Below are 22,198 nucleotides of genomic sequence, written 5' to 3' on the forward strand. Positions count from 1 at the left end.
GGTGGCGCCGATTGTCGCGATCAAAGCCAGCCCACGAACGCGCTGATCTGCCGATTATGTGGTGTGAGGCGTGCCCCGAAGGGAGCTTCATTCGGGCAGGTTAGGCTCGAAAAGTGGAACTACCCGCCGACAGCCACGTCCACAGCGAATGGTCCTGGGACACAGGAGGACCCGGATCACACGCAGCGGGCCGTATGGAACTGACCTGTCGGCGCGCACTCGAAATCGGCTTGCCCGCAGTGATCTTCACCGAACATCTCGACTTCGATACCGCCTGGCGCACCACCCCCGATGACCTGATGTCACACCAGCAGCATCTGCTGGACTCCGACGGCTATCTGCGGCCACCTCGTTTCGACCTCGACGGCTACCTCGACTGCATCGAACGCTGCCGACATCGATTCCCCGACCTGTGGATTGGCACCGGGGTCGAGGTCGGCCAGCCACATCTGTTCGACGAACAAGCCCAACGAGTACTGGCCCCGCGAAACATCGGCCGTGTCAACGGTTCGCTGCACACGCTCCAAATCGGCGAGGACCGCAGTGAACCGAACACCCTGTTTCGTATCTGGACCGCTGAGCGGGTGATGTGGGCGTACCTCGAAGAGATCCCGCAGATGATCGCGGGATCGGACTCGTTCGAGGTGTTGTGCCACATCGACTACGCGGTGCGGGCATGGCCGACCGCGACAGCAGGCCCTTTCGATCCGCGAAAGTTCGAGGAGGGTTTCCGCTCGGGGATGCGGGCGCTCGCCGACAGCGGCCGGGCACTAGAGATCAATACCCGTCACCTTCGTTCGTGGATACCGCGCTGGTGGGCAGAAGAAGGTGGCCGCGCGATCACTTTCGGTAGCGACGCCCATGTGCCCGAAGCTCTCGCCGAAAACTTTCCCGAGGCAATCGACATGGTCATCCACTGCGGGTTTCGGCCAGGGCGTACACCCGAGGAGATGTGGACGCGGTAGTCGCGTTCGTCTCACCCGCTCGGGTCGCGACGGCTTGATCAGGTCATCACGGGCGCACCCTCATGCCGCGAAGCGCTCGATCCTGAGGCTGCAGTGCGCCGGTGGGTCCGAGGCGGCAGAACGTCAGTCGAATTGCGGATTTGCCAGTAGCACCACGCGGTCGGCGGCTGGCTGATAACCGAGTACCGGGAAGTAGGAGCTGCCTTCCGAAGTCATGGATACAGCCTTGCCCACCCGCCGGCCGACCGTGGCCAGCAAATCGCATAGAGCATTCACTCCGGCCTGGCCCTGCAACTGGCGAAGATCGACATCGAAGTCGATCTCGGTGGCAGACCAGGGACGGAAGATCGCCAGCACATCCGGAACAGGCCAGACCCGCACCATGACGATCTCCGCGTCGTCAGGGCGCGACAAAACCTCTGCCGCCGAGGGCAGCTGCCGCAGGCGCAGGCCCTCGGAGTACTCGAAGGGCCAGCCCTTCGACTGGATGAGATCGAACACTGCCTGCCAGTCTTCGACTGAAGTGTCGTGCACGTAGATATCGGGCAGTGTCCCCATCAGGTCGGGGTTGAAAAAGTTCTTGACCGCGCCCCACAGCAGATCTGACATCTCGCCATGCTGCCAGTTCAACTCATAAGGTCGCAGCTCGAATTCGTAGCAACCGGATGCACGCTCATACCGATTACCGCGCAGGCAGGGTGGTCGCTACCTGGCCCGAGACGTACGCGTCGGCATTGCCGGGCGATGGGGCGAACACTCCGTGGTCAACGACCGGAGTTGGTGGCGCACCACCCCGATTACTGTCGAGGAAGAGATCAGTGCACTTGCCTGACGCGATGTGATCAATTCTTTCTGTTCACCAACAGGAATGGGATCACCATGCCTGCTGCGATCGACGCGATGAAGACCCCCAGGCCAGCCCAGAACCCGTCGAACGGTATAACGAGGCCGAAGATCAGGAACAGGAACGACAGGTGCGAGCCGTACAGCACCCGGAGGAAGTCGAACCGGTCGCCGCTGCGCGTGTAGCCGGCAAAGTCGAAGGTCAGGCTCAGTACAGCCGCCACATATCCGACGATCGCCGCGAGGAAGTACAGCCACGGCACGTCCCACTGCCGCACCAGCGCGATCGTTACGGCGGCGATCACCAGCACGACCCCCAGGACGCCGTGCCAGTTGATCATGGCCTGGTCCGGTGGCCGCGGATTCTTCGGAGCCATCGAATACCCCTTGTTTCTTCACTGACCGTGGTCGGCGGTGCAGTCACCCACGAATTCGCGGACACCAACCGACGCGTTACAGGAGTCTGGAAGCTGTTGGCATTCCTGGGGTTTCGAGCGTACTTCCGCGCAGGGACTCGTCATCCCGTGCGAGCGCGTCGCTGTCCAGAGCCGGCCGAGTAGCGCATCAGGCAAGCGAATTCGCGGTGCGTGGCGACTTTCACCTGTCGAAGCCCAGATTCGACGTGCCGCCCGAGAGCGCCGAGGCGTACGCAGATGCCGCATGGCGCGCTGACCAAACCGGACAACTCGGGATTGTTCGACGGTCGACTCCGAGCTGTCTCGATCGGCGCTGAAATCGCTACGCGACGTGCACTCACGAGACGAGACGAGACGAGACGAGACGGGCGACGACGACGGGCCGGTCATGCCGCCGAGCGAGATCAGAGACCGCAGGGCGTGCCGGCCTCGTCCAAGGCCGCGGTGAGAGCGGGATCGTCCATCACCCTGTGGAAGTCGTCGAGGTCTGTCGCGTTCTCGAGCCGACTCAGCTGTGCTGCAGCAGTATTGAGCGCGTCTTTGAGCGCGCCCGGATCTGCGGCGTCCGCCACCACGCGGAGGTCGCCGGCGGTGTCGAGGTAGATCTGCCGCAGTTCGGAGAACGAGGCCGGACCGTCGAGCGCTCCGAGTCGGTTGTTCAAACCCGTCCAGGCCTCGTTGAGGGCGGCGCAGGTCGCCTTGTCGTCGACCGCTCCCGCGCTACCAGCAACCGCGGTCAGACCGCAGGTGGCGACCATCAGCGCCGACGCGATAAGAGCTGTTCGTCGCATTGGTATGTCCCTTTTCCTGGGGCGATCCCGACACCGAACATCTTCTCAGCAAGGCGAACTGATGTGCGAAGCGGGGGAGAGTCCGGCCCGGACAGTGCGGGCATCGGCGACCGGCCGCGTAGGTCCAGATGCCGGGGAAGATGTTGGCGCAGCAGCAGTCCGTCCACCGCCGGCCCACCACAGCACGCCGATGACCGCGCCGACGAGGATGTTCGTATCGTTCGCTCATCGGGCGCCATTGGTGCACGAAGGCACGTCCTCGGGTGCGAGGGCGTTCGTGTGCCAAGTTCCGTCGGGATAGCTGATATAGAGGGGGCCGAGGTTGCAGGGGTTGAGGCAGCCGGTGGGTGTGATGAGGGCGTCGGGGTGGTTCTGACGCAGGGTGCGGTGCAGGTCGGCGGCGCCGTAGACGGTGCAGCGGGGGCCGCGGCAGACGAGGATGTGTTCCGTGTGCTCGGGGACCGACGACCAGGCCGGGCTGCGAAAGGCGCGCGGGCTTGCGGAGACGGGGGCGCCGTCCTCCAGCAGGCGGGTGCGGATCAGGTCGATGAATCCTGGTGCGGTTTCCAGGCCCTCGGTGACGCGGATATCGAGATCGGCGGCGCGGGTTTCGCGCCAGTTGGCCACCGCACGGGCGATCCAGGTCTCCAGGTAGCGGTCGCGCGGCACGGCCAGCGGGATCAGGGTGACTGCGATGTCGTCGAGGGCGGCGGTGTCGAGGGCGTCGTGGATCGTCGGCTCGCCCTGGTCGAGCAGGGCGTAACCGATGCCGCAGGACGCGGCGAGCGCTTGGACGGCAGGCAGGTCGACTCCCGACGGCGTGGGGCGGGCAACGAGCAGGTGGCGGCGGTTCATGCGACGCGCACCGGACGGGCGGCGGGAACCACCAGGGGTGTGCCGGTCATCGGGTCTTCGATCACCGCGCACTCGACACCGAAAACGTCGGCGACCAGGTCGGGCCGCACGATCTCGGCGGGTGTGCCCTGCGTGAGCACCCGGCCGTCTTTCATGGCGACCAGGTGGTCGGCGTAGCGGGCGGCGAGGTTCAGGTCGTGCAGAACCGCGATGATGGTGCGCGGCAACAAGTTTCGCAGCACGTCGAGAATGTCGAGCTGATGCGCGAGATCGAGGAAGGTGGTCGGCTCGTCCAGCAGCATCACCTCCGGCTCCTGCGCGATCGCCATGGCGAGCCACACCCGCTGTTTCTGCCCGCCGGAGAGCTGGTCGACAGTGCGGTCGACGAGGTCGAGGGTGTCGGTGAGCGTCAGCGCGGTGCGCACCGCGGCCTCGTCGGCGGCCGACCACTGCTGGAACCAGCGTTGATGCGGGTGGCGGCCGCGCCCGACGAGTTCGCCGACGGTCACACCGTCGGGAGCCACCGGTTGTTGCGGCAACATCCCGAGCCGGCGCGCCACCACCCGTGCCGGGCGGGTCGCGATATCGGTGCCGTCGAGCAGGACCGCGCCCGCGCTCGGCGGGATCAGCCGGGCCAGGCCGCGCAGCAGGGTCGACTTGCCGCACCCGTTACGTCCAACGATGACGGTGAGTTGGCCGGTGGGGAAGTCGACGGTCGCGTCGGAGACGATCGCGGTGTTGCCGTAGGCGAGGGCGAGTCCCTCGGTGGTGAGATGTGCGGTCATCCAGCATGTCCGATCCGGGTTGCGCGGGCAAGGAGATAGACGAGGACGGGTGCGCCCAGCAGGGCGGTCACCACGCCGACGGGCAACTCCGCCGGGAACAGCCGCCGGGCCGCCAGGTCGGCGGAGACCACCAGCAGGGCGCCCGTCGCGGCGCCCGGGGCGAGGCCGGCGCCGCGTTCGGCGAGCAGCCGCCGCACGATCTGTGGAGCGACCAGGGCGACGAAGGCGACGGGCCCGGCCGCCGCCGTGGCCAGGGTGGCGGCGACCGCCGCGAGGACGATCAGCGTGGTGCGGTGCGGGCCGCGTTTTCCGGCAAGGGAATTCGCGAGTTCGTCACCGAGTTCGAGCAGTGGCAGCGAGCGGGCGAGCACCAGCAGTGGCGGCACGACCACGAGCAGCGCGGCGGCGGCGAAGCACACGTGCGTCCAGTCGCGGTTGGCGAGGCTGCCGGTGAGCCACATGGCTGCCGTGTGCGCCTGGTAGACGTTGGCAGTTGTCAGCACATACGAGATGGCCGAGGTCAACAGGGCGGTCACCCCGATCCCGACGAGCACCAGCCGGTAGCCGTCGAGGCCGTCCTTGGTGGCCACCACCACGATCAGCGCCATCGCCACGGACGCGCCCGCCATGGCGCCGCCGACCAGCGCCACCCCGGTCCCGCCGAGCAGCACGCTCACCACCAGCGCGCCCAGGGAAGCACCGGCGTTGATGCCGATGATCTCGGGGCTCACCAGCGGATTGGTCGCAATGCGTTGCAGAATGGCGCCGGAGATCGAGAACGCGGCGCCGACACCCAATGCGGTGAGCGCGCGTGGCAGTCGATCGGCGACGACCACGTCGTATTCGATGAGCGTGCCACCACCGCCGAGCACACGCAGCACGTCGCCGGCCGTCAGCGGGTAGTGACCGACGGTGAGCGAGTAGGCCGCCACCGTCAGCGCGGTCGCGGCGAGCAGCACCGTCAGCAGCAGGGACCGCCGCTGCACCCGGAGTACGACGCGGCGTCCCGGGGAGCGCAGCAGCAGGGTGCCGCTGGGCAGCACGGAGTGTTCGGCACGGGTCACAGAGTCGCCACCTTCCGGTTGCGCACCAGGTAGAGGAAGAATGGCGCGCCCGCGAACGCGGTGACGATTCCGACCTGGATCTCCACCGGGCGAGCGACGACGCGGCCCAGGATGTCGGCGGCCAGCAGCAGCGTCGGGCCGAGCACGGCCGACCAGGCCAGCACCCACCGATAGTCCTGGCCGGCGAAGAACCGTGCGATGTGGGGCACCACCAGTCCCACGAACGCGACCGGCCCGGCGATGGCCACCGCCGCGCCCGCCAGCAGGATGACGCTCATCGCGCCCAGGGCGCGCACCACGCTCAACCGGGTCCCGAGGGTGCGCGCCATATCGTCGCCCATCGCGATCGCATTGAGCGGACGAGCCACCAGCAACGCCAGCACCGCGCCGAGTGTGATGAAAGGTGTGATGCCCCAGACGGATTCGATGTCGGCGCGGGTCAACGACCCGACCACCCAGAACCGGAAGTTCTCGAATTTGGTCCGATCCAGCAGCGTGATCGCGGTGGTGATCGAGCCGCACAGCGCGGCGAACGCGGCACCCGCCAGTGCGAGCTTCACCGGTGTCGCACCGCCGAAACCCAGCGAGCCCAGCGTGTAGACGAAGACGGCGGCCACCGCGGCGCCGAGGAAGGCGAACCAGACATAGCCGGTCGGCGTCGCCACGCCCAACCCGCCCATGGCGAGCACGATGGCCAGCGAGGCGCCCGAGTTGATCCCGAGCAGCCCGGGTCCGGCGAGCGGATTGCGGGTCAACCCCTGCATCACCGCGCCCGCCAGCGCGAACGCCAAGCCGGCCAGGACACCGGCGACAGTGCGTGGCAGCCGGATGTAGCGCACGATCCGATCGGTGTCGGCACCGGTGAAGTCGACGAACGCCGCGATCGCCTGGCCCGGAGACAGGGCGTGGGCACCGATCAGGATCGAAGCGGCGCAGGCCACGGCGAGCGCGGCACCGGCAACGAGCAAACCGGTGCCGTGACGGGCGCGGGTCACCGTCCGAACAGGTCAGGATGGATCAACTCGGCGACCAGTTCGGTCGCGTGGGCGATCCGGACGCCGGCGGCCCGGTCCGCGAACAAGAACGGGTGCACTTTCCCCGTCCGGACGGCGGTCGAGTTCGCGAAGGCCGGATTGCCGACGATCCGGTCCACCTGCGGTTGCGCATCAGCGCGGGTAAAGGACGCGTCGCAGCACTGACTGGTCAGGATGATGTCGGGATCGCGGGCGATGAGCTCTTCCGCACCGATCGGCACATTGCGCCGCACGGTGAGGTCGGCGAAGGCGTTCACACCGCCTGCCGCTTCGATGATCTGGGTGATGAAGTCGAGCCCGCCGGCCACCTGATAGGACCCGTCGTCCTTGGGCGTGACGACGGCGACCCGGGGCCGCTGCGCGGTACCTACGGTCGCGCGCACCCTCTCGATCCGCGCGCTCAACTGAGCGACCACGTCGTCCGCGCGGTCGGGCACACCCCAGAGCGCGCCGAGGTCGCGCAGGTCGGCGTAGACGTTGTCGAACCGTACGGTCTTCGGGTCGATCGCCTCGTCGGCCAGACCGTCGGCGCTCGGGCACAGCGGGCTCAACACCCAGGTCCGCACCCCGAGGCTGTTGAGGCTTGCGCGGGTGCCCACGCTCTGTTGCGCCGACTTGGCGAACACTCCGTTGAATCCGGACAGCACGAAGTCCGGGTTCTGTGCCAGCAGCTCATCGCGACTGGGCAGCTTCTCGACATAGACCGACTTCGCCTGCGCGTCCTGGTATTCGGGCAGCACGGTGGAGTCGAGGAACGCGGTACCGACAAGCCGATCGGTGACACCGAGCGCGTGCGCGATCTCGATCGCGGGCTGGTACGCGGCGTAGATCCGCTGCGGCGATTCAGGAACGATGACGTCGATGCCACAATTCGCGCGCGTCACGGCGTTCGCACCGTTCGCCGCTTGTCCGGGTTGCGCACCGCAACCGGCGATGACGGTCGCGCACGCGATCAGCGCGACGCCGCGTAGGCGCGCGAAAACAGACGGAGTCAAGATGACGGCCTTCCAGGTCCTCGTGGAATGGGTACTGCGTGGCCGTGGCCGGTCTCCTGGCTGACGGGATGTGTGCGCGGCGGATCTACCTTCCCAGGGCGCTGTGCCCCAGTGGCTCCGGACGACGGTCACTCGCCCGGGACGATCTGTCGCTCCCGATCACAGTGGCGAGGGCCGCACCGGTTTCACACCGATTTCCCGAACACCACGGCTGGCGGGACTGTACCAAGATCACACCCGAGGTCGGACGACCGCACTGGGAATGCGGAGAATGCGGATACATCTACTCCCACCATCAGAAGCACTCGAAGAGGTGGTGCGTTGACCGCCTGAGCCCGCACCGACTCGCGGATATTCAGGGTCGGCAGTCCTGGTTTCCGGGCCAGAAGATGGACGGATCATGTCGGTTCAGGCCGGGTCGAAGGCCAGGGCGATCGCGGCATTGAGCGTGAGGCCGATACCGATACCGCCCACGGTCCATCCGAGGGCTTTGGCGCTGTTGCGGCTCAGCCATTCGTTGATTCGTTGCAGGAGGGGATCGACCCGTTGGTGCGCGGCGAAGCGGGCCAGGGCCAAGGCGAGGGCGGGCAGGGTCATGACGATGCAGTAGGCGGCGAGCGTGATTCCGATCAGGTGCCAGGCGAGATCGGCGTTGGCAAGCAGGCTGACCGCGGCGAGGTAAGGCAGCATGGTGGCGACTTCCAGCGCGGCCGCGACGAGCGCGAGTTTCATGAGGCCGGCCGAGCTGCCGGTACCCGACATGGTCCTGGACCGCCAGAGTTGGATCTTGCCGGGGTTGCCGGCGCGCTGTGCGGCTCTGGCCTCGAGCCGATAGCTCAGCGCGATGAGGAGTGCGCCGAGGATCAGTTGCGCGATCCGGAGCGGTACCGGCGGGATGTCGATGCTCCGCACTGCGGTCAGCGCTGTGTCAGCGCCGAGCACCAGCAGGATGCCGACTCCGAGGTAGAAGGTCGCGATCGTTGTGAGGTAGACCGCGATTCGCCCGGCTCGCAGCCGTCCTGGCGCCAGCAGCAGCCAGATCGGGATCAGCAGTGTGCCGAAACTGGTGCTGTCGACGAGTGCCAGGGCGATCAACGCGACAGCTAGGGTGACAGTCATCGGTTCCTCTCGGTTCGATATCTGTCCCCATCGTCGTGCAGCCGATCTTGTCTCCCGGTCCTCCTTTGGGAGGACCGGGGGTCGCATATCCGCTGCGGCTCATACGAGTTCACCGTTCGAGGGCGCGCTTCAGAGCAGTCGGCCCGAGTGCAGGCTTCTGTCGCGAGCCGCGCGTTTGAAGCGATCCGCCGGGGGCGGGATCGTCAGCTCTTCGCGGAACCGCTACCGAGGAGAACTTGCAGCGGGCTGGGGCATCCGTGTCGCAGGCCTTCCAAGGATTCCATGCACGCCTGGTACTCGCCGCTGGCGCTGGATGAGCCGGAGCCGACCGGAGCCGCGGTTTCGCTCGGCGTGACGTTGTCGGCGTTGGCGGTGGCGTTCGGCGCCAACGCCAGGGCACCGGCGAGGACGGCGGTGGCGAATGATCGTTTCATCAAAGTTCCCTTGCTTTGGCATTCTCGGATTGGCGGCAGCGCCGATGACGCTATGCCGGAGCATCTGGCGCGCACAGCCCCTCGTTTCCAGGCCCCTGGTAGTCGGGGGGGTAGCCATCTCGAGTATCTGAGTTCCGGGCTGGCGCCACCGCCCCTGACCGCGGAGCCTTCAGCGACCGTAAGGCTTGCCCTCGAACCCGTGGGTGCTCATATCGTGGGCGTCGCGCAGATACGCATTGGTCGCCGGGTCGAGCCCGGCCAGGTAGGCATCCACGAGCTCCTGCGCCGCTTCCTGCGTCGTCCAGATGAAAGCCGGCCAGAAGAACTCCGGAGGCACGGGCTTCCAAATCAGCTGGGAGTCTTCGTCCTCCGGATCGTCATCGGCGAGGGCATACTGCGTCTCGGCCTTTTCGATGGCCTGGCTCAGCCATGTCGAAAACCCGGTGTGCGACCCCATCACCTGGCGGGCCAGCAGCATCAGCGACATGCATTCGCTCTGCAAATCTTCGCCGGAGACGGCCGAACCGTAAATCCAGAAAAGCAAAGTCCGGCAGACCCACAGCGGCTCCTCGGCTTTCGGCGGCGCCTGCCCGCTGAACTCCGGAGGATCGGTGAGACGTGCGTAGTGCAAGTCCGCGCACAATGCCCACACGGCCTCGATGCGCTGGCGGGCGTCTCGCACATCCGCGGCCGGCGCCACGCCGTCCACGCGCGCCACAACCCACTGTGCGGCAGCTATCGCGAGGCCGAAAATCGCCTCGTCCCGCAGCATGCCGAGCTGGTCCGCCAATCCTGTGTCGCGTTCGTCATCGTCGTCGAGCAACGTATTCCGAATCGACTCATCCCATTCGAAGTCGAAAGGCAGGCGCGACAGCGACATCTCTTCCGGAAAGCCCTCGGTCGCTCGATCAGCGGCAACCCCGAACGGACCGTGGACAGCCATCGGATCGGATGGTGGAACGCGCGAGAGGTGTTCAGGCATCAATGGTTCCCTGTCGCTTGCGATCCGGCGGAGAGGCAATCGCCGAGCGCTCATGGTCCACGACGAACTGGCCCCACTCCATTCGTCGCTGCGAGCGACTACCCGCCGAGAGGCGCAGTGAGTTCGCGACCTTGCGGACAACCTCAGCGCTGTCCGAGGAGACGGAAAGGCTCAGGGCAACCGGGGCGATCTTTCCCAGTATCTCACGGGCACGAGCTGAGTCGACCGTGCGCAGGATCGGCAGAGCTCCAAGGGACGCCGCACGGTGGATTGCCGCCAGGCGGTGGGGATCAAACCCACCCGCGGAATCCGGCGTCGGGCTCACCTGTTGAACACACTGCCGGCGTCCCGGACAGCCCCGCAGGGGATCTCGGGCCAGGCGAGCCCTGGTCCAGGCCTCAACTGCGGGACCTCTGCGTAGAACGGACCCGTCCGGATTGTGCGACTCAACCGCGGCTATCGAATACTCCTGTGCGGTAGGCGAATTCACGAAGTCCCGGCATCGTGGCGCTGGGATGGCGAAGCAGGCTGGTGGTGATCTGCTGGACTGGTTTGCGGTAGCGAACTTCGTCCGGTGCCGCGCGTTCGGCGGCCAGTAGCGCCCGGTAGCAGGCCGGGAATTTCCGCCAGTGATGCAATGCCCGCGCCACATCGGACCAGTAGCGCGCGCGGGCTTCCGGGGTCGAGATCTCGGTAGGATCGACACGTTTCGCCAGTTCGACGGCAGTCCCGAAATCGCCGAGCACCCGAGCCATGCTGATTCGGTAGAGCTGCACGGACAAGGTCGCACCGCCAGCGGATGCGAGGGCGGGCTCGTGCGCAAGCCGGGTCGCGGCGTCGGTGGCTTCGCTGATCAACGTGTCGGCGGTGTCGCGGTTGCCGGCGGCAGCGGCGGTGTAGGCGGCCGTCGACAGCAGCGAGGTGTAGGTCGTCAGGTACGCGGGGTGGTGGCCGAGTTCGCCTGCCAAGTTCGCGGCGGTGTCGACGACTAGTTGCTGAGCGGTGTCGGTGTGTCCGGCCCGGCGCAGCACGATCGCCCACACCCGCCGCGCGGCGGCGCCAGCGAGCAGGTCCCCGCTGGCCTCGGCGGTGCTGACCGCGCGGTCTGCGCTGGTCCAGGCGAGCTGGTCGGCGCCGAGCTTGACCATCAGCCGCGAGGTCAGCGTATAGGTCTGGCTGAGTAGCGCGTTCGTCGCGGGAAGGCCGTCGGTGTGGGAATGCTCCCGGGACGCGGTTGCGTGGGCCAGCAGCTGCGGAAGGCGGGCGCTGACGTCGGCGTAGCGGCCCAGATCGAACAACGCGCGCACAGTGTGCAGCTCCTCAGAAAGGTGCGCGCGGCTGATGGGACGGCCGTCGCGGGCTCCCAGGAGCAGGGCGCGTTCGAGGGGATCCAGTAGCTCGGCCTCGCGTGAATGCGCGGAGGCGTTGCCCAGGATCACGGCCCCTGCCAGGCCGGTCAGCCCGGTCAGGGCTGTGCGACGCCGCATAGGATCGTCCTCCTGCTCCGAGGCCGGCTTCATGGCGACCATAGCGCCCGACCCCGATGTGTGCCCTGCGGTGGCGGTCGTGTCGGACAATCCGAGCAACGGTGCCGGGATCGACAGCGCCTGCGCCAGAGCTCGCAGCATACGGACATCGGCCAGTGGCTGGCGGCCGCGTTCGAGCCGCGACAACGTCGAGATCGAGTAGGTCATTCGTTGCGCGAGATCGGCCAGGGTCAGGTGCCTGGCCCGGCGCACCGCGCGCACGATCGCGCCGCTGTCGCCGCTGCTGATAGCCGCACGCACGGCGGGCTGGTGCCAGATCATCTCGTGCGGGTCCATGCTCGCATACCCCTCCGGAGCCAGGTATCGATGCTATGGCCCGACAGCGCGGTGGGTGGCAGATTTGCATGGTCTGCAAACGAGATGTCATGCCCTGCAAGTCCTCTGTACTGCCGGGCGCACGGGAGGTGTCCTGGAAGGGCGCAAGAGTGGCGCGCAGTGCGGAATGGCCGGAGAAGCTGGTGGGCGATGAGGAGCCGTGTAGGTGCGTTCGTCCCTCGGCTGGAAAGCGGTAGTCGCTACCGTGAACAGCCAGCCGTGCAGATCACCACGACGAGGGGACGACGTTATGGGCCGGGTAGGCAAATGGACCAAAGCCGACTACGCACGCCACGAAGCCGACCAGCATTCGGATGTATGGCTGGAATGGGTTGCGCCGCAACGTTTCACCGAGCAGCTGAACCGGTTCTTCACCGAGACCGTGCCGGAAATGCCCGATGACCCGTTCACCGTCGAGGGCCTGGATCGGGCTGAGGCGGTGTGGCGTGTGTTGTGGCCGAGCCGCAAGGCGCCGTTTCCCGATCCGGATATCGCCGACCAGTTCATCAGGTACATCGGCGAAACCTACCGACGGACACTCGGCGGGGAGTGGATCAATCTGGCCCAGTGGCACTCGCCGGTCGAGTCTGCCCGAACGCTCAGCCCGATCATCCGCGCCGACTACGCCGAGACCGGAGTCACCCCCGGCCAGTTCTTGAAAGCCGGCGACGACAAAGACAGCGGCCGGATCTTCCGACATTTCTACGAATACTTCGCGGGCAGGGCGCAGGCGCTACAGCAGGGCTGAACACTGCCCGCGGGCACGTGGGGGTGCCGGGGTGGACGAGGACGAGGACAGATACCGCGAGCGCGGCCGCGGCGGGTCGGAACCGCGCAAGACGGGCAACCGGTTTCGCGACGGCCGTGCCCTGCAAACCGGCCGCACCGAGCGCGAAGGTTGGCAGAAAGAAGTCGTCATCGAGGTCGCTGACGGCACCTTCCGGGTCGCCGACAACGCATGGACCAACCCCGGCACCGGCCTGGTCGAAGAGACCGTCGAAACCAAGGTCGCCAAAGGCCGCTTGAAGAACACATCTCACCTGCGCGAGCAACTGGCCAAAGATGTCCGGCTCGCGCAGGAGAAAGGCATCCGCTGCACCTGGGAAATCGCAGCAGGCAAGATCCCCAAGGAAGTCGCGAGGATGCTCGCGCGCGCCGAGCGTGACACCGGAGGCATGGTCAAAGCCATCGAACTCACACGCGCGGAACGTAATTCAGCTTTCCAGGCCGCGCGGGTCGTCGAACGCGTCCAGGAGCGTGAGGCCAGAAACGCTCTGGGCCAGCAGCTCGGGCGACTGAAGCTGCAGCGCGATCGAGCCGATCCAGTAGTACAGAAGCAACGCGAACGCGACGAGGCCGCCGCCCGCCAGCAGCAGCGTGATCGAGGCCTGGCGGCCGCGACAGCAATCGCCAAAGAGTTCGTCCAGCAGTTCCTCACTCCGTCTGCATCACAGCCGGCGCCTGCACCGTCGGCCGCGGATAGGGCTGAGGCGCAGCGTCAGGAGATAGAGCGCGCGCGGCTCGAGCGCGAGGCGACCGCGACGCGGATTGCCGAACAACGTCGAGAGGCCGCTCGTGCCGCTGCGCGGCTACCGCACGAGATCCAGCGACTGCTCGGGTTGGGGCAGAGCCTGGACATCTGGTCCTCGAGCGCCGATCCCAGCGAGACCGTGAAGTCACACACCCAGGCCGGTACCGAGGCGCGACATCGGGAACAGCAACGCGGGATCGCTCGCGGGGATTGAGGCCAGCGTGCGCAGTGGCTGTCCGCGAGTCGCGTCGTCGAACCTACCTAACGACTCTGCGCATCGAAACCGGTGCGAGCCCGCGAACCACCGATGGGGCAGGACAGGATTCGTGACCTTGAACCCTGCGCCGCCGATCCTTGCCGGAGAACCTGGCTCGTTCGCCTACGGCGTGTTCCATGATCGCCACCCCAAACTGATCGACCAGATCATCGCCGCCCACCCCTACCCCACGAACATCCGAGGGAGTGTCGTGGATGCATGCCGGGCGAGTTGTCACTCCCGCCGTGCTCAGGTGCGGGCGTTTTCGAAGCAGTTGCGGTAGAACCACGGCTCCGGACACCCGTGAGGGCGACGGCAGGTGCCGGCCTCGATCAACTCCGCATGCAGTTCATCGCTGACATTTGGGTGATGGGCCACCCGTTCGCGGAGAGCGAAGGTCGCATCACCCCACGTTCTCGGTCATCGCGGGCCTCCCTTGGCGCGGAGGCCCAGTGCGACTCATCGCGTTCTCCCGGATTTTAGGGTCTTACAACACGCCGCGGCCTGAGCAGGCGCTCTCGCGACAACACCAAGAGCGAGAGTATTAGCAACCGCCGGCGTGGGGTCTGATCTGATCTCATTCGGTGCTGGGGTCAGGTCTGCCCGGGAGATGGTGGCCAAGTTCGTCGGCTCGCACAACGAGCAGGTCCATACAGTCGTGAAGATGCGGGAGGGGTTCCCCGAGGTGGTCACGCACCAAGGCGACGGCGTGAACGGGAGCACCGGACGTAAGGAGTTCGTCGAACCGAGCTTGGGCATCCGGCGACATCCGACTCCATAGTTCGCGAGCCGCACGTTCTCTGAGCATCAGGGCACACAATCACATGCTTACTCGGATGGCGAATCAATTTCCTGGATCAATGCGCACAGGGCGCGCTCATACGCTCATGCCGCGGAGCGCGCGATCTGTACTTTCGAGCCCGCGGCCGATCGTGCGCTGCGGTGAGCGATCTCCATCGATGCATGGAGCGACGGCGCCTGAAATCGGCTCCAGGGCAAGAGTTCTGTCGGCGGCAACGACATCACCTATATCGCGGATCCACCCCGTGGAACAGCGGGTTCCAAGACAGTGCCGCCGGACACGACCAGCACATATCCGTACGACGCCGTCGCGGTGGGCAGGATCGAAGCGGGCCGTGGCGCAGTGTGGCCGAGGGCTCCGAAGGTCGCGGCGCCACCCGGACCCCATTTAGCCGCGACCCGAGCATTGGTCAGCCGCCCCACCTGTTTGCAGACAGCAGTTCTCAACGCGCGCTACCGGCCGCTGCCTGCGCTCGTCGTGCCGGCTGGGCCATCAGTCGTCGGTCAACTGCTTGCGAAGCTGCTGCCGCCAATGGGGGTCCTGACGCAGCCCCACGACCAAGCCCATGGCTTCCCGTGCCGACAGGTTGAGCACGTCGGCCAGGGCGCGAGCGGCCATCGCGCGGTCCTGCCAGACCGACCGGTCTTTCCACTCGGCGTATGTCACCTGGGCCTCGGCGTGGACGCGGCGCAGCGTCAGGTCGAGGGCGGAATTGTCGGTCATGCCTGGGTGATCCTCCTCGCTCAGCAGTGCCAGTGCGGCAGTGACCTCGTCGTAGGTATCGAGTCTGGTCTCGGCGGCCAGTGACGACATCTGGGCGGCGATTACGCGGCGCAGGCGCTCGGGCGACGCGGCTTCGACGAGGGCGGCGAACCGCTCAGGCACGGGTATCCTGAAGTTGTCCTCCGCGTACCCGAAGTTGTTGTCCGGGAGCAAAGGAAGGATCCGCGCGCTGTCGAGTTCCCCGTCCAGGCCGGGCGGTGGCAGTGCGATGCCATAGCGGCGAACGACCGACTCACACACCGCCAGCAGCCGTTCCTGCCCTTGCTCGGGTGCGGGTTCGGCAACCGGTGCCGGCAGACCGGGGAAGACCTCGAACGGGTCGCGCGCGCCGGGAGGGGCGACCGATCGGGTGTCGTATTTCGTTACCAATTCGCCGTTGTCGAAAAGCGACACCGAAGTCGTGGCGTCGTCCCGATAGCCCACCGACACCACGCGGGTGCCGGCGGATACACGGCGCAGCACCTCCTCGCGTGTGCCTTCGAATAGATGTCGACCTTCCTCGATGCCGAACGCCCAACCGCCGTGGGTTCCCACGCGGATCACCGGCAGCACCACGCGAGGGTCCCGAGGCTTGTCCGGAATTGTGGCGGCTTCCTCCCGCCGTCGTGGGCGCCGGGTCTGGGGCAACGCACCGAAGCGGCGCAGGAGTTCGGTCTCGTCCAAGTCCTGGGCGTAGGTCAGGCAGAAATTGTCGTAACCGCTGGGCCAGGTCTTGTTCGGCGTGGCCTCCGAAGACGTCCGGGCAGGCTCGATGACCGGGTCGGTGAGCGCGAGGTCGAACAGGGACCGAGGCTCGACACGCGGTTCGAGTGCCCGCTCCCACAACAACATTCCGTCGTCGACGACAGGCACATACGATAGTCCGACTGTGATGACGGTTCCGCCCTCGAGGGATTCGGCGATCTGTTCCAAGAAGGCCGCGAGGCTTCCCCAATCTCCGAAGCTCACCGTATCGGCTTCCCGCTGCCAGCCCACCGCGCCGAACGACTCGCCTCGACGGCAGTCCACGAACAGCCCGTCCGCACTGATATCGCGGGCGAAGGGTACGAAATCGTGGTGCCAGAAGCCCTCCATCAGCGGGTCGTCTTCATACTCAACCCACGATTCCTGTCGCCTTAGACCTGCGGAGAGGATCTGGGCGAGGGTGTAGGGCTCGAAACCGGGGAAGCTGAAACCGCCCTCCTCGGGGGAGACGAAACCCCGCGCCCCAGGCGAGACTCCGTCGTGGTGGCGCAGGTAAGCGACCAGATCCGCAGGGAACTCCACCCCCAGTTCGGTAGCCGCGGCGCTGATGGCCTCCCGTGTGGCGGGTGGGCGCAAAGAGGCGAAGGTACGCGGCGCGTGCGCGGCGAGCCATGAGTCGATCCGTCGCCAGGACTCTTCGACTGGGCTGACGTGCATCCTGCGATCGTCACGTCCGGACCGCATGCTTTCAGCGCTCATCCGGTGTGCGGTGAGCAGCTGTGAGAGTTGTTCGAACTCGGTCGGTGTCACGAAGGCCAGGTAGTAGTCGTATCCGGAGTCCAGCGATGCCAGGACAGTGCCGAGGGCGAAGGCGTGCTCACCGATCTGTTCGAGGAACGCTTCGATGTAGCCGACGCGATCGCCGGCAGACCGGACGAAGGTGGTGACCCAATCCCAGGACAGCGCTGCGGGATAGGAACTCAGCGCACTCAACTGCTCGCGGACAGACTGGAGATCGGCCTCGCGCGAGATGACCGCGATATCGGCGGTCCCGCGTGGGAATTCGGTGCTGGGGAACGATTCGGTGCCTTCAGGGGTGAGTTGTGCCCGGCGTTGAGCCATGATGCTGCGCGCCCGGTGCTCGGCATCCGATTGCCGCCGGGCATTCTCGTGCCAGTAGGCCGCGGTCTGCGAGGTTTGGCGCACGATGCGGTCCGGTTCGGGTGGGGCGGGCCAGAACTGTAGGAGGTATCGATCCTGCAGTGGCTCGTCGTCTAGTCGGACGGCCTTTTCGCGTGCTTGGTCCATGCCTTGGGCGCAGTACCGCACCCGGTAGTCGAGCCCTTCTTTCAATTCCAGTTCCCAGGAGTCCTCGCCCGGCCACTGCACCAGCAGGCTTTGATCCGAGAGCGGGTAGAAGGAGACCTCCACGACGTCTTCCCATGCCGGAGCCAGTGCGGGAGCCTGGCCGCGCACCTCGACGGTGAAGCCGACGTCGCCGCTGTGTAAACCGGTGTGCAGGAAAAGTGCGCCGGGTACCGCGGCACCGCACAGTCCTGAGTTCTGCCCGGCGAACGCCTCGTGCATGAGTCGGCCGTTGTCGCTGGGGTCACTTTCGACATAGATCTGACCGCAGGAGACGTGCACTTCGCCATCGAGTCTGAACACTGCTCACACCATCCCCACCGGCGAGAGCGCGCCTTCGTCCGGCAGCGTGGCTCCACAGGACGCGGGGGTGTTCCTCTTGCCAGGGGCAGTGCCGACCAGCTCGATAGCGAGGGTGTCGGAAAGGGTGTGGTGCGGCCTTGTTCGGGAACGGGTCATGGGCGGCAGCGTAGAGAAGCCCACTGACACGAAGAGGCCGGGTCTGATGCCCTGCGCAAGCACTCTGCGTCGCGGCTTCGAATACACCGTACTGCCGCGTACAAGGCCGTCTGACCGGTTGAGACGCAGTGATGTGATTGGCGACATTGTGCCGAATCGGGGGCCTTGGCCAGTTGCCCGAAATAGTCTCGGGCCGGGAGGTGGTCAGGGTGGTTGGTCGCCAGCGAGGTGTCGTCGCCTCCGAGGTGCAGGAGATTCTCAACTATCTCGGTCAGTGCCCGGTCTGCGGTCATCCGTCTCGTGCGTGGCGCATCACTGCGGAGTTCGACGACAATCGGGTCGAGAGCCAAGATGTCGCGGAGTGCGGCGGTTGGTGCGGCTGGAAGGGACCTGTGCGGCCGGTCGCGATGACCGATGGCACGCTGGTATTTACCAAGGAGCGCAGGGAGATCCGTACGGCGAACCCTGGCCTGCCGTCGGCCTGAGTGGGAACATCCTGCGTTGCCGCGACCCTGGGCGTTCCGAACCGGCCGCGGGTTCTCGGCAGGCGAACGCGCAGAACTGCCGATTATACGATGTGCTGTGTTGCTCTGTCAGCAAAAAACATCGGGTGCAGGGACGTTCGTCGAGCCAGAGGATGACAAAGCGAACAGGGCCGCACCACCCCGGGCCTATCCAGAACACGAATACCTGATAGCGGAAGCGACTGAACCACTGCTCCCTCTTGCGGAAGAGCCTAAAGTCCACCGCGAGTTCCGTTCCAGGAGATGCGGTTTCGGCGGGGGGGGGGCTTGCCGGTGGGGTCCGGACGTCCGGACCCCGTCCGAGTCTCACAGGCTGACGGCCTCGGCGGTTTCATGTAGTTCGTCAGCGGTCATCTCGGCGACGCGGGTGGTGAGGAACCACGAGTGGCCGAAGGGGTCGAGCAGCTCCGACTGGAGGTCGCCGTGGAATTGCATCTCGACCGGCCGCACGATCGTGGCGCCGGCGGCCACAGCCCGCTCGGTGAGCGCGGCCGTGTCGGGGACGAAGACCATCAGGTTGACCGGCGTTCCGCCGAGCTCGCGGGCGCTGCGGAAGCCGTAGTCGGCGTACTCGTCCCGCAGCATGAAAACGGCATCGCCGATGCGGAACTCAGCGTGGGCGAGCTTGCCGTCGTGGCGGGGAATCTCGATCACGATGTGTGCGCCGAATGCTTCTTCGTAGAACTTCACGGCGGCGGCTCCGTCGTGAACGTTGAGGTAGGGCACGCCGCCTTTGTACTCGGCCGGGATTGGGTTGATCATGACTGTCTCCTTATGTGAACGGCACGTGCCGTGCCGATAAGAACAACATAGCGCCCCCGATGCCCATTGGCAAGTACGGCACGTGCCGTACCGATAGGATTGTGGCGTGAGTAACGAACCAGTACGCCGGGGGGCCGACCGGACGGACGCGATCATGCAGGCCGCGCTCGACCTCGGTCGCGAGGTCGGCTACGCGAAACTGAGCATGGAGGCCGTGGCGTCGCGGGCCGGTGCGGGCAAACACACGCTCTACCGCCGGTGGCCCTCGAAGGGCGCCCTCCTGCTCGATGCTCTGCTATCTCTGCACCAACCCGCTCTCACCTACCCCGACACCGGTGATCTGCGCGCTGACCTGCGCGAACAGACCCGCCAAGTAGTCGACCAACTCGCCGCGCCACCGATGGGACCGCTCCTGCGGACCCTCATCGGAGAGGCTCAGAACGACCCGGCCGTGGCTACCGCGCTCAAGGAGCGCTTCATCGACCCGACCGCCGAACGCCTCATCGCCCGCCTCGCCACCGCGCGCGACGCCGGGCAGCTATCGCCCGACGTCGACCTCGGTCTGGCGATGGCACTGCTGTCGGGCCCCCTCTATTACCGCTTCCTCATCGCCCACGAGCCGCTCACCCACGAGTTCGCCGACGCGGTTTTCGACGCGCTGTTCGCCGGGATCGGCCCCCGTCCCAGGTTTTCGGGTGCTTGATTGCGGACGTAGCGCTGGAGCGTGGTGGCAGATTCATCTTCGGTGCCGGTGCGGGCAGTTGCGAGCAACGTCGCGGACGCACCAACAGGAGATACGCGTCCAGCGCGGGCATACCTGCTCATGCCGCTGAGCGCGCCGAGAGAACCGGCCAAGCCGCAGTTGTCGGCCGGCCGGTTCCGCTCATCTGCTCATGCCGATGTGCGCGTCTATAGTTGCGGGCCGACGCGAATACTGAGGCCGGATGCACGGGTGAACTTCGTGGGTTCGAGCACAGACTGTCGAAGAATTCCGGAGGGGCGACGAGAAGCTGGTGCGGGTCGGGCTATGCCTCCATCGAGTCGTCAACCGCCGAGCCGAGATATTCGTCGGCTACCATCGCCCATTGCATCCAGGTCCTCAATGTCTCGAGGAAGTGCATGAGGCCGACCCCCGACCCGACGGGCATGTGCGCGTCGCCTGTGACGGAAACGGCGTCGTCGTTGCGGTCGACCGCGAGCCTCGGCCACCGGTTCTGCTGGTTCCAAGTGTTAACGATCCAGAGGATGTCCGTAGCGTGCTCTCGTCGGTATCGACGATGGTAGTCCAGCCGTAGGGAGACGATCTGCTCCTCGTTGTTCTCTGCCTTGCCAACGAATTCGACGTACATTTCGAGCTGTTCGTACAGCAGGACGACAGGCCCGCTCTCGAGCGCGATGTACTTCAGTCCTTGCATCTCCAGTATTCGAGCAAGCAGGTCAGGGCTGGGTACGACCACCGTGTTCCTCAGGTCGCTGTCGTCCTGCGTAGCTCCCGAACTCGGCGTCTGGCCCCGGTCGATGCTCATCTGTACCCCATTTTTGTCGGAGAAGGCTACCTTGTCAGCTCCTTGCTGGAGGCCGCAAATTTGCGGATCAGGTTCGCGTTAAGGCGTATTCGAGCCACCGACTCGAAGCGGTGGTGTCATCGGCCCACGCGAAGCTTCGCCGCGCTCCGCTGAGGCGGAGCGCGGTGCCGGCGGACAGGGTGGCGGTGAGCTAGGGCGGGACCCAGCTGTATCAGAAAGGACTCTCTCGGACTACTCGTTGTCCACATCATCGAACACGCGCCGTAACTGGCAGCGTTAGACCGCAGTTTGTCATGCACGAGAGCTCGCAGGGTGGGGATGCTCGGCGTGCGATGACGAGGACTCCGAATTGCCTGGTTTCTTTCCGCGCTGATCGCCGACTCGACAGGCGCGCTGGCCTGTTCGCACCCCGGGCGGCCAACGCACTGACATGCCGCGACCCGGGCGTGCCCATGCAGCCACCGGTGCATCTCGGATGATCGACGACCAGAGTTGAACTCAGGCCGTTTCAGTGCACGCACATGGCGATACGAGTGCTCACGGCGTTGCCATGTTGTACCGCCAGAGGGTCGCCCGGCACGGCCCTGCGGCGTGTGCCGCTCGTTCGAGATAATGGTGCGCCCACGATAGGAGTTGTTTTGGTCCACCGACATTCGTCTACGTCACGGCTGCATGGGGAGTTCTGTTGGATGGACTTCAAGTCGGTGGACGTTGATGTGGCCGCCCGGGTTTTCGCTGACGAGTTCGGTTGGGAATGCCTAGTAGATCCAGACGACTGGCGGGGTGCGATCAAGGCGCGAGCAGATCGCCACTGGGTCGCCGGGATAAGCAATCTCGATAACCCGCTCTATCCGCCCGGAACACCACCGCATGTCAGTTACTACCTCGGTGTCGTAGATGCGGCAGCCGTGCACGGCCTGGCCATCAGCCACGAAGCGAGCAGCCTGCTTGCTCCGACGCCTATCGCCGATCAAGGAACCCTCGCTACCATCGTCGACCCTTTCGGTGCGGTCGTGTCGCTGTGGCAACCGCAGACATTCACCGGGTGGTCACACCCCCCGGGGCCACGGACTCCCGGCCCGGTCGTCCACGAATCCCGCGACCCCGCCGCGGCCGAACGCTTCTACCGACGAGAGCTCGGACTGCGGCTGAAAGACGCGGACTTCACCCCACCGCTACCCGGAGACCCGCTCGATGGCGACGCTGCATGGACAGTCGCGATCGAAGTAACCGGTGCGTCGATGCGTGCGGTTCATCTCGACACCGGGCATCGGTATTTGCGCCGCTGATCGACGGAACGCACCATCATGCCGATTTCAGGATGGGTCGAGTTGTCCTTGGCCGACCTCTGCCGTGTGGTT

At 66.0% G+C, this 22,198-nt stretch carries 21 protein-coding genes and 1 riboswitch; of the genes, 6 read left to right on the forward strand and 15 right to left on the reverse strand.

Going from position 1 to position 22,198, the window contains the following annotated elements; all coding sequences use genetic code 11:
* Positions 1–113: 113 nt before the first annotated feature.
* Positions 114–965 (forward strand): PHP domain-containing protein, encoded by an 852-nt coding sequence (locus AB0I43_RS25385; RefSeq protein ID WP_356974267.1) that lies wholly within the window; start codon positions 114–116, stop codon positions 963–965.
* A gap of 123 nt (positions 966–1,088) precedes the next feature.
* Here AB0I43_RS25385 and AB0I43_RS25390 read toward each other — a convergent pair whose 3' ends face one another.
* The 12 genes from AB0I43_RS25390 to AB0I43_RS25445 form a co-directional block, all read right to left on the reverse strand.
* Positions 1,089–1,574, reverse strand: coding sequence for a hypothetical protein (locus AB0I43_RS25390; RefSeq protein ID WP_356974265.1), 486 nt, complete (start codon positions 1,572–1,574; stop codon positions 1,089–1,091).
* Positions 1,575–1,807: 233 nt separating this feature from the next.
* The gene (locus AB0I43_RS25395; protein ID WP_356974263.1) at positions 1,808–2,185 is read right to left on the reverse strand and encodes a hypothetical protein; all 378 of its coding nucleotides are present in this window, start codon (positions 2,183–2,185) and stop codon (positions 1,808–1,810) included.
* A gap of 443 nt (positions 2,186–2,628) precedes the next feature.
* Positions 2,629–3,015, reverse strand: a complete 387-nt coding sequence (locus tag AB0I43_RS25400) for a hypothetical protein (protein WP_356974262.1) — start codon at positions 3,013–3,015, stop codon at positions 2,629–2,631.
* A 225-nt stretch (positions 3,016–3,240) separates the two neighbouring features.
* A complete protein-coding gene (locus tag AB0I43_RS25405; RefSeq protein ID WP_356974260.1) occupies positions 3,241–3,870 on the reverse strand; it encodes a (2Fe-2S) ferredoxin domain-containing protein in 630 nt (209 codons plus the stop codon).
* The gene (locus AB0I43_RS25410) at positions 3,867–4,655 is read right to left on the reverse strand and encodes an ABC transporter ATP-binding protein (RefSeq protein WP_357432694.1); all 789 of its coding nucleotides are present in this window, start codon (positions 4,653–4,655) and stop codon (positions 3,867–3,869) included. The genes AB0I43_RS25405 and AB0I43_RS25410 overlap by 4 nt, the downstream gene beginning before the upstream one ends.
* Complete coding sequence (locus AB0I43_RS25415; RefSeq protein ID WP_357432695.1) at positions 4,652–5,719, reverse strand: iron chelate uptake ABC transporter family permease subunit; 1,068 nt, start codon at positions 5,717–5,719, stop codon at positions 4,652–4,654. Before AB0I43_RS25415 ends, AB0I43_RS25410 begins: the two co-directional genes overlap by 4 nt.
* Entirely contained in the window at positions 5,716–6,714 is a 999-nt protein-coding gene (locus AB0I43_RS25420; RefSeq protein WP_357432696.1) for an iron chelate uptake ABC transporter family permease subunit, read from the reverse strand. Before AB0I43_RS25420 ends, AB0I43_RS25415 begins: the two co-directional genes overlap by 4 nt.
* Positions 6,711–7,748, reverse strand: coding sequence for an ABC transporter substrate-binding protein (locus AB0I43_RS25425; RefSeq protein ID WP_357432697.1), 1,038 nt, complete (start codon positions 7,746–7,748; stop codon positions 6,711–6,713). Before AB0I43_RS25425 ends, AB0I43_RS25420 begins: the two co-directional genes overlap by 4 nt.
* Positions 7,749–7,776: 28 nt before the next feature.
* Positions 7,777–7,993: riboswitch (cobalamin riboswitch) on the reverse strand.
* 163 nt (positions 7,994–8,156) lie between these two features.
* Positions 8,157–8,867, reverse strand: coding sequence for a GAP family protein (locus tag AB0I43_RS25430; protein WP_357432698.1), 711 nt, complete (start codon positions 8,865–8,867; stop codon positions 8,157–8,159).
* A gap of 203 nt (positions 8,868–9,070) precedes the next feature.
* Complete coding sequence (locus tag AB0I43_RS25435; protein ID WP_357432699.1) at positions 9,071–9,301, reverse strand: hypothetical protein; 231 nt, start codon at positions 9,299–9,301, stop codon at positions 9,071–9,073.
* A gap of 169 nt (positions 9,302–9,470) precedes the next feature.
* A complete protein-coding gene (locus AB0I43_RS25440; protein WP_357432700.1) occupies positions 9,471–10,283 on the reverse strand; it encodes a hypothetical protein in 813 nt (270 codons plus the stop codon).
* Between the two features lie 446 nt (positions 10,284–10,729).
* A complete protein-coding gene (locus tag AB0I43_RS25445) occupies positions 10,730–12,106 on the reverse strand; it encodes a helix-turn-helix domain-containing protein (RefSeq protein ID WP_356974251.1) in 1,377 nt (458 codons plus the stop codon).
* A gap of 205 nt (positions 12,107–12,311) precedes the next feature.
* Between AB0I43_RS25445 and AB0I43_RS25450 the strand changes: the two genes are divergently transcribed.
* Together AB0I43_RS25450 and AB0I43_RS25455 are read left to right on the forward strand one after the other, a co-directional pair.
* Complete coding sequence (locus AB0I43_RS25450; RefSeq protein WP_356974250.1) at positions 12,312–12,893, forward strand: hypothetical protein; 582 nt, start codon at positions 12,312–12,314, stop codon at positions 12,891–12,893.
* A gap of 31 nt (positions 12,894–12,924) precedes the next feature.
* Positions 12,925–13,890 carry a hypothetical protein gene (locus AB0I43_RS25455; RefSeq protein WP_356974249.1) on the forward strand — a complete coding sequence of 322 codons (966 nt, stop codon included), beginning with the start codon at positions 12,925–12,927 and terminating at the stop codon, positions 13,888–13,890.
* A 1,336-nt stretch (positions 13,891–15,226) separates the two neighbouring features.
* On the opposite strand, the gene AB0I43_RS25460 is transcribed toward AB0I43_RS25455, so the two are convergent.
* The gene (locus AB0I43_RS25460) at positions 15,227–17,869 is read right to left on the reverse strand and encodes an SMI1/KNR4 family protein (RefSeq protein ID WP_356974248.1); all 2,643 of its coding nucleotides are present in this window, start codon (positions 17,867–17,869) and stop codon (positions 15,227–15,229) included.
* 365 nt (positions 17,870–18,234) lie between these two features.
* On the opposite strand from AB0I43_RS25460, the gene AB0I43_RS25465 reads away from it, so the two are divergent.
* Positions 18,235–18,510, forward strand: coding sequence for a hypothetical protein (locus AB0I43_RS25465; RefSeq protein ID WP_356974247.1), 276 nt, complete (start codon positions 18,235–18,237; stop codon positions 18,508–18,510).
* A 345-nt stretch (positions 18,511–18,855) separates the two neighbouring features.
* On the opposite strand, the gene AB0I43_RS25470 is transcribed toward AB0I43_RS25465, so the two are convergent.
* On the reverse strand, positions 18,856–19,275 hold the full coding sequence (locus tag AB0I43_RS25470; RefSeq protein WP_356974246.1) for a VOC family protein: 420 nt from the start codon (positions 19,273–19,275) through the stop codon (positions 18,856–18,858).
* Between the two features lie 142 nt (positions 19,276–19,417).
* On the opposite strand from AB0I43_RS25470, the gene AB0I43_RS25475 reads away from it, so the two are divergent.
* The gene (locus tag AB0I43_RS25475; RefSeq protein ID WP_356974245.1) at positions 19,418–20,014 is read left to right on the forward strand and encodes a TetR/AcrR family transcriptional regulator; all 597 of its coding nucleotides are present in this window, start codon (positions 19,418–19,420) and stop codon (positions 20,012–20,014) included.
* 322 nt (positions 20,015–20,336) lie between these two features.
* Here AB0I43_RS25475 and AB0I43_RS25480 read toward each other — a convergent pair whose 3' ends face one another.
* The gene (locus AB0I43_RS25480) at positions 20,337–20,837 is read right to left on the reverse strand and encodes a YbjN domain-containing protein (RefSeq protein WP_356974244.1); all 501 of its coding nucleotides are present in this window, start codon (positions 20,835–20,837) and stop codon (positions 20,337–20,339) included.
* A gap of 689 nt (positions 20,838–21,526) precedes the next feature.
* Here AB0I43_RS25480 and AB0I43_RS25485 point away from each other — a divergent pair.
* Positions 21,527–22,126, forward strand: coding sequence for a hypothetical protein (locus AB0I43_RS25485; protein ID WP_356974243.1), 600 nt, complete (start codon positions 21,527–21,529; stop codon positions 22,124–22,126).
* Positions 22,127–22,198: the final 72 nt, after the last annotated feature.

This window comes from Nocardia sp. NPDC050435, assembly GCF_040655395.1.
Taxonomy (GTDB): domain Bacteria; phylum Actinomycetota; class Actinomycetes; order Mycobacteriales; family Mycobacteriaceae; genus Nocardia.

Coding starts and splice junctions, on each gene's coding strand:
- AB0I43_RS25485 (WP_356974243.1), top strand. CDS start 21,527: ATGGACTTCAAGTCGGTGGACGTTGATGTGGCCGCCCGGGTTTTCGCT.
- AB0I43_RS25405 (WP_356974260.1), bottom strand. CDS start 3,870: ATGAACCGCCGCCACCTGCTCGTTGCCCGCCCCACGCCGTCGGGAGTC.
- AB0I43_RS25390 (WP_356974265.1), bottom strand. CDS start 1,574: ATGTCAGATCTGCTGTGGGGCGCGGTCAAGAACTTTTTCAACCCCGAC.
- AB0I43_RS25410 (WP_357432694.1), bottom strand. CDS start 4,655: ATGACCGCACATCTCACCACCGAGGGACTCGCCCTCGCCTACGGCAAC.
- AB0I43_RS25445 (WP_356974251.1), bottom strand. CDS start 12,106: ATGGACCCGCACGAGATGATCTGGCACCAGCCCGCCGTGCGTGCGGCT.
- AB0I43_RS25440 (WP_357432700.1), bottom strand. CDS start 10,283: ATGCCTGAACACCTCTCGCGCGTTCCACCATCCGATCCGATGGCTGTC.
- AB0I43_RS25430 (WP_357432698.1), bottom strand. CDS start 8,867: ATGACTGTCACCCTAGCTGTCGCGTTGATCGCCCTGGCACTCGTCGAC.
- AB0I43_RS25435 (WP_357432699.1), bottom strand. CDS start 9,301: ATGAAACGATCATTCGCCACCGCCGTCCTCGCCGGTGCCCTGGCGTTG.
- AB0I43_RS25400 (WP_356974262.1), bottom strand. CDS start 3,015: ATGCGACGAACAGCTCTTATCGCGTCGGCGCTGATGGTCGCCACCTGC.
- AB0I43_RS25480 (WP_356974244.1), bottom strand. CDS start 20,837: ATGAGCATCGACCGGGGCCAGACGCCGAGTTCGGGAGCTACGCAGGAC.
- AB0I43_RS25395 (WP_356974263.1), bottom strand. CDS start 2,185: ATGGCTCCGAAGAATCCGCGGCCACCGGACCAGGCCATGATCAACTGG.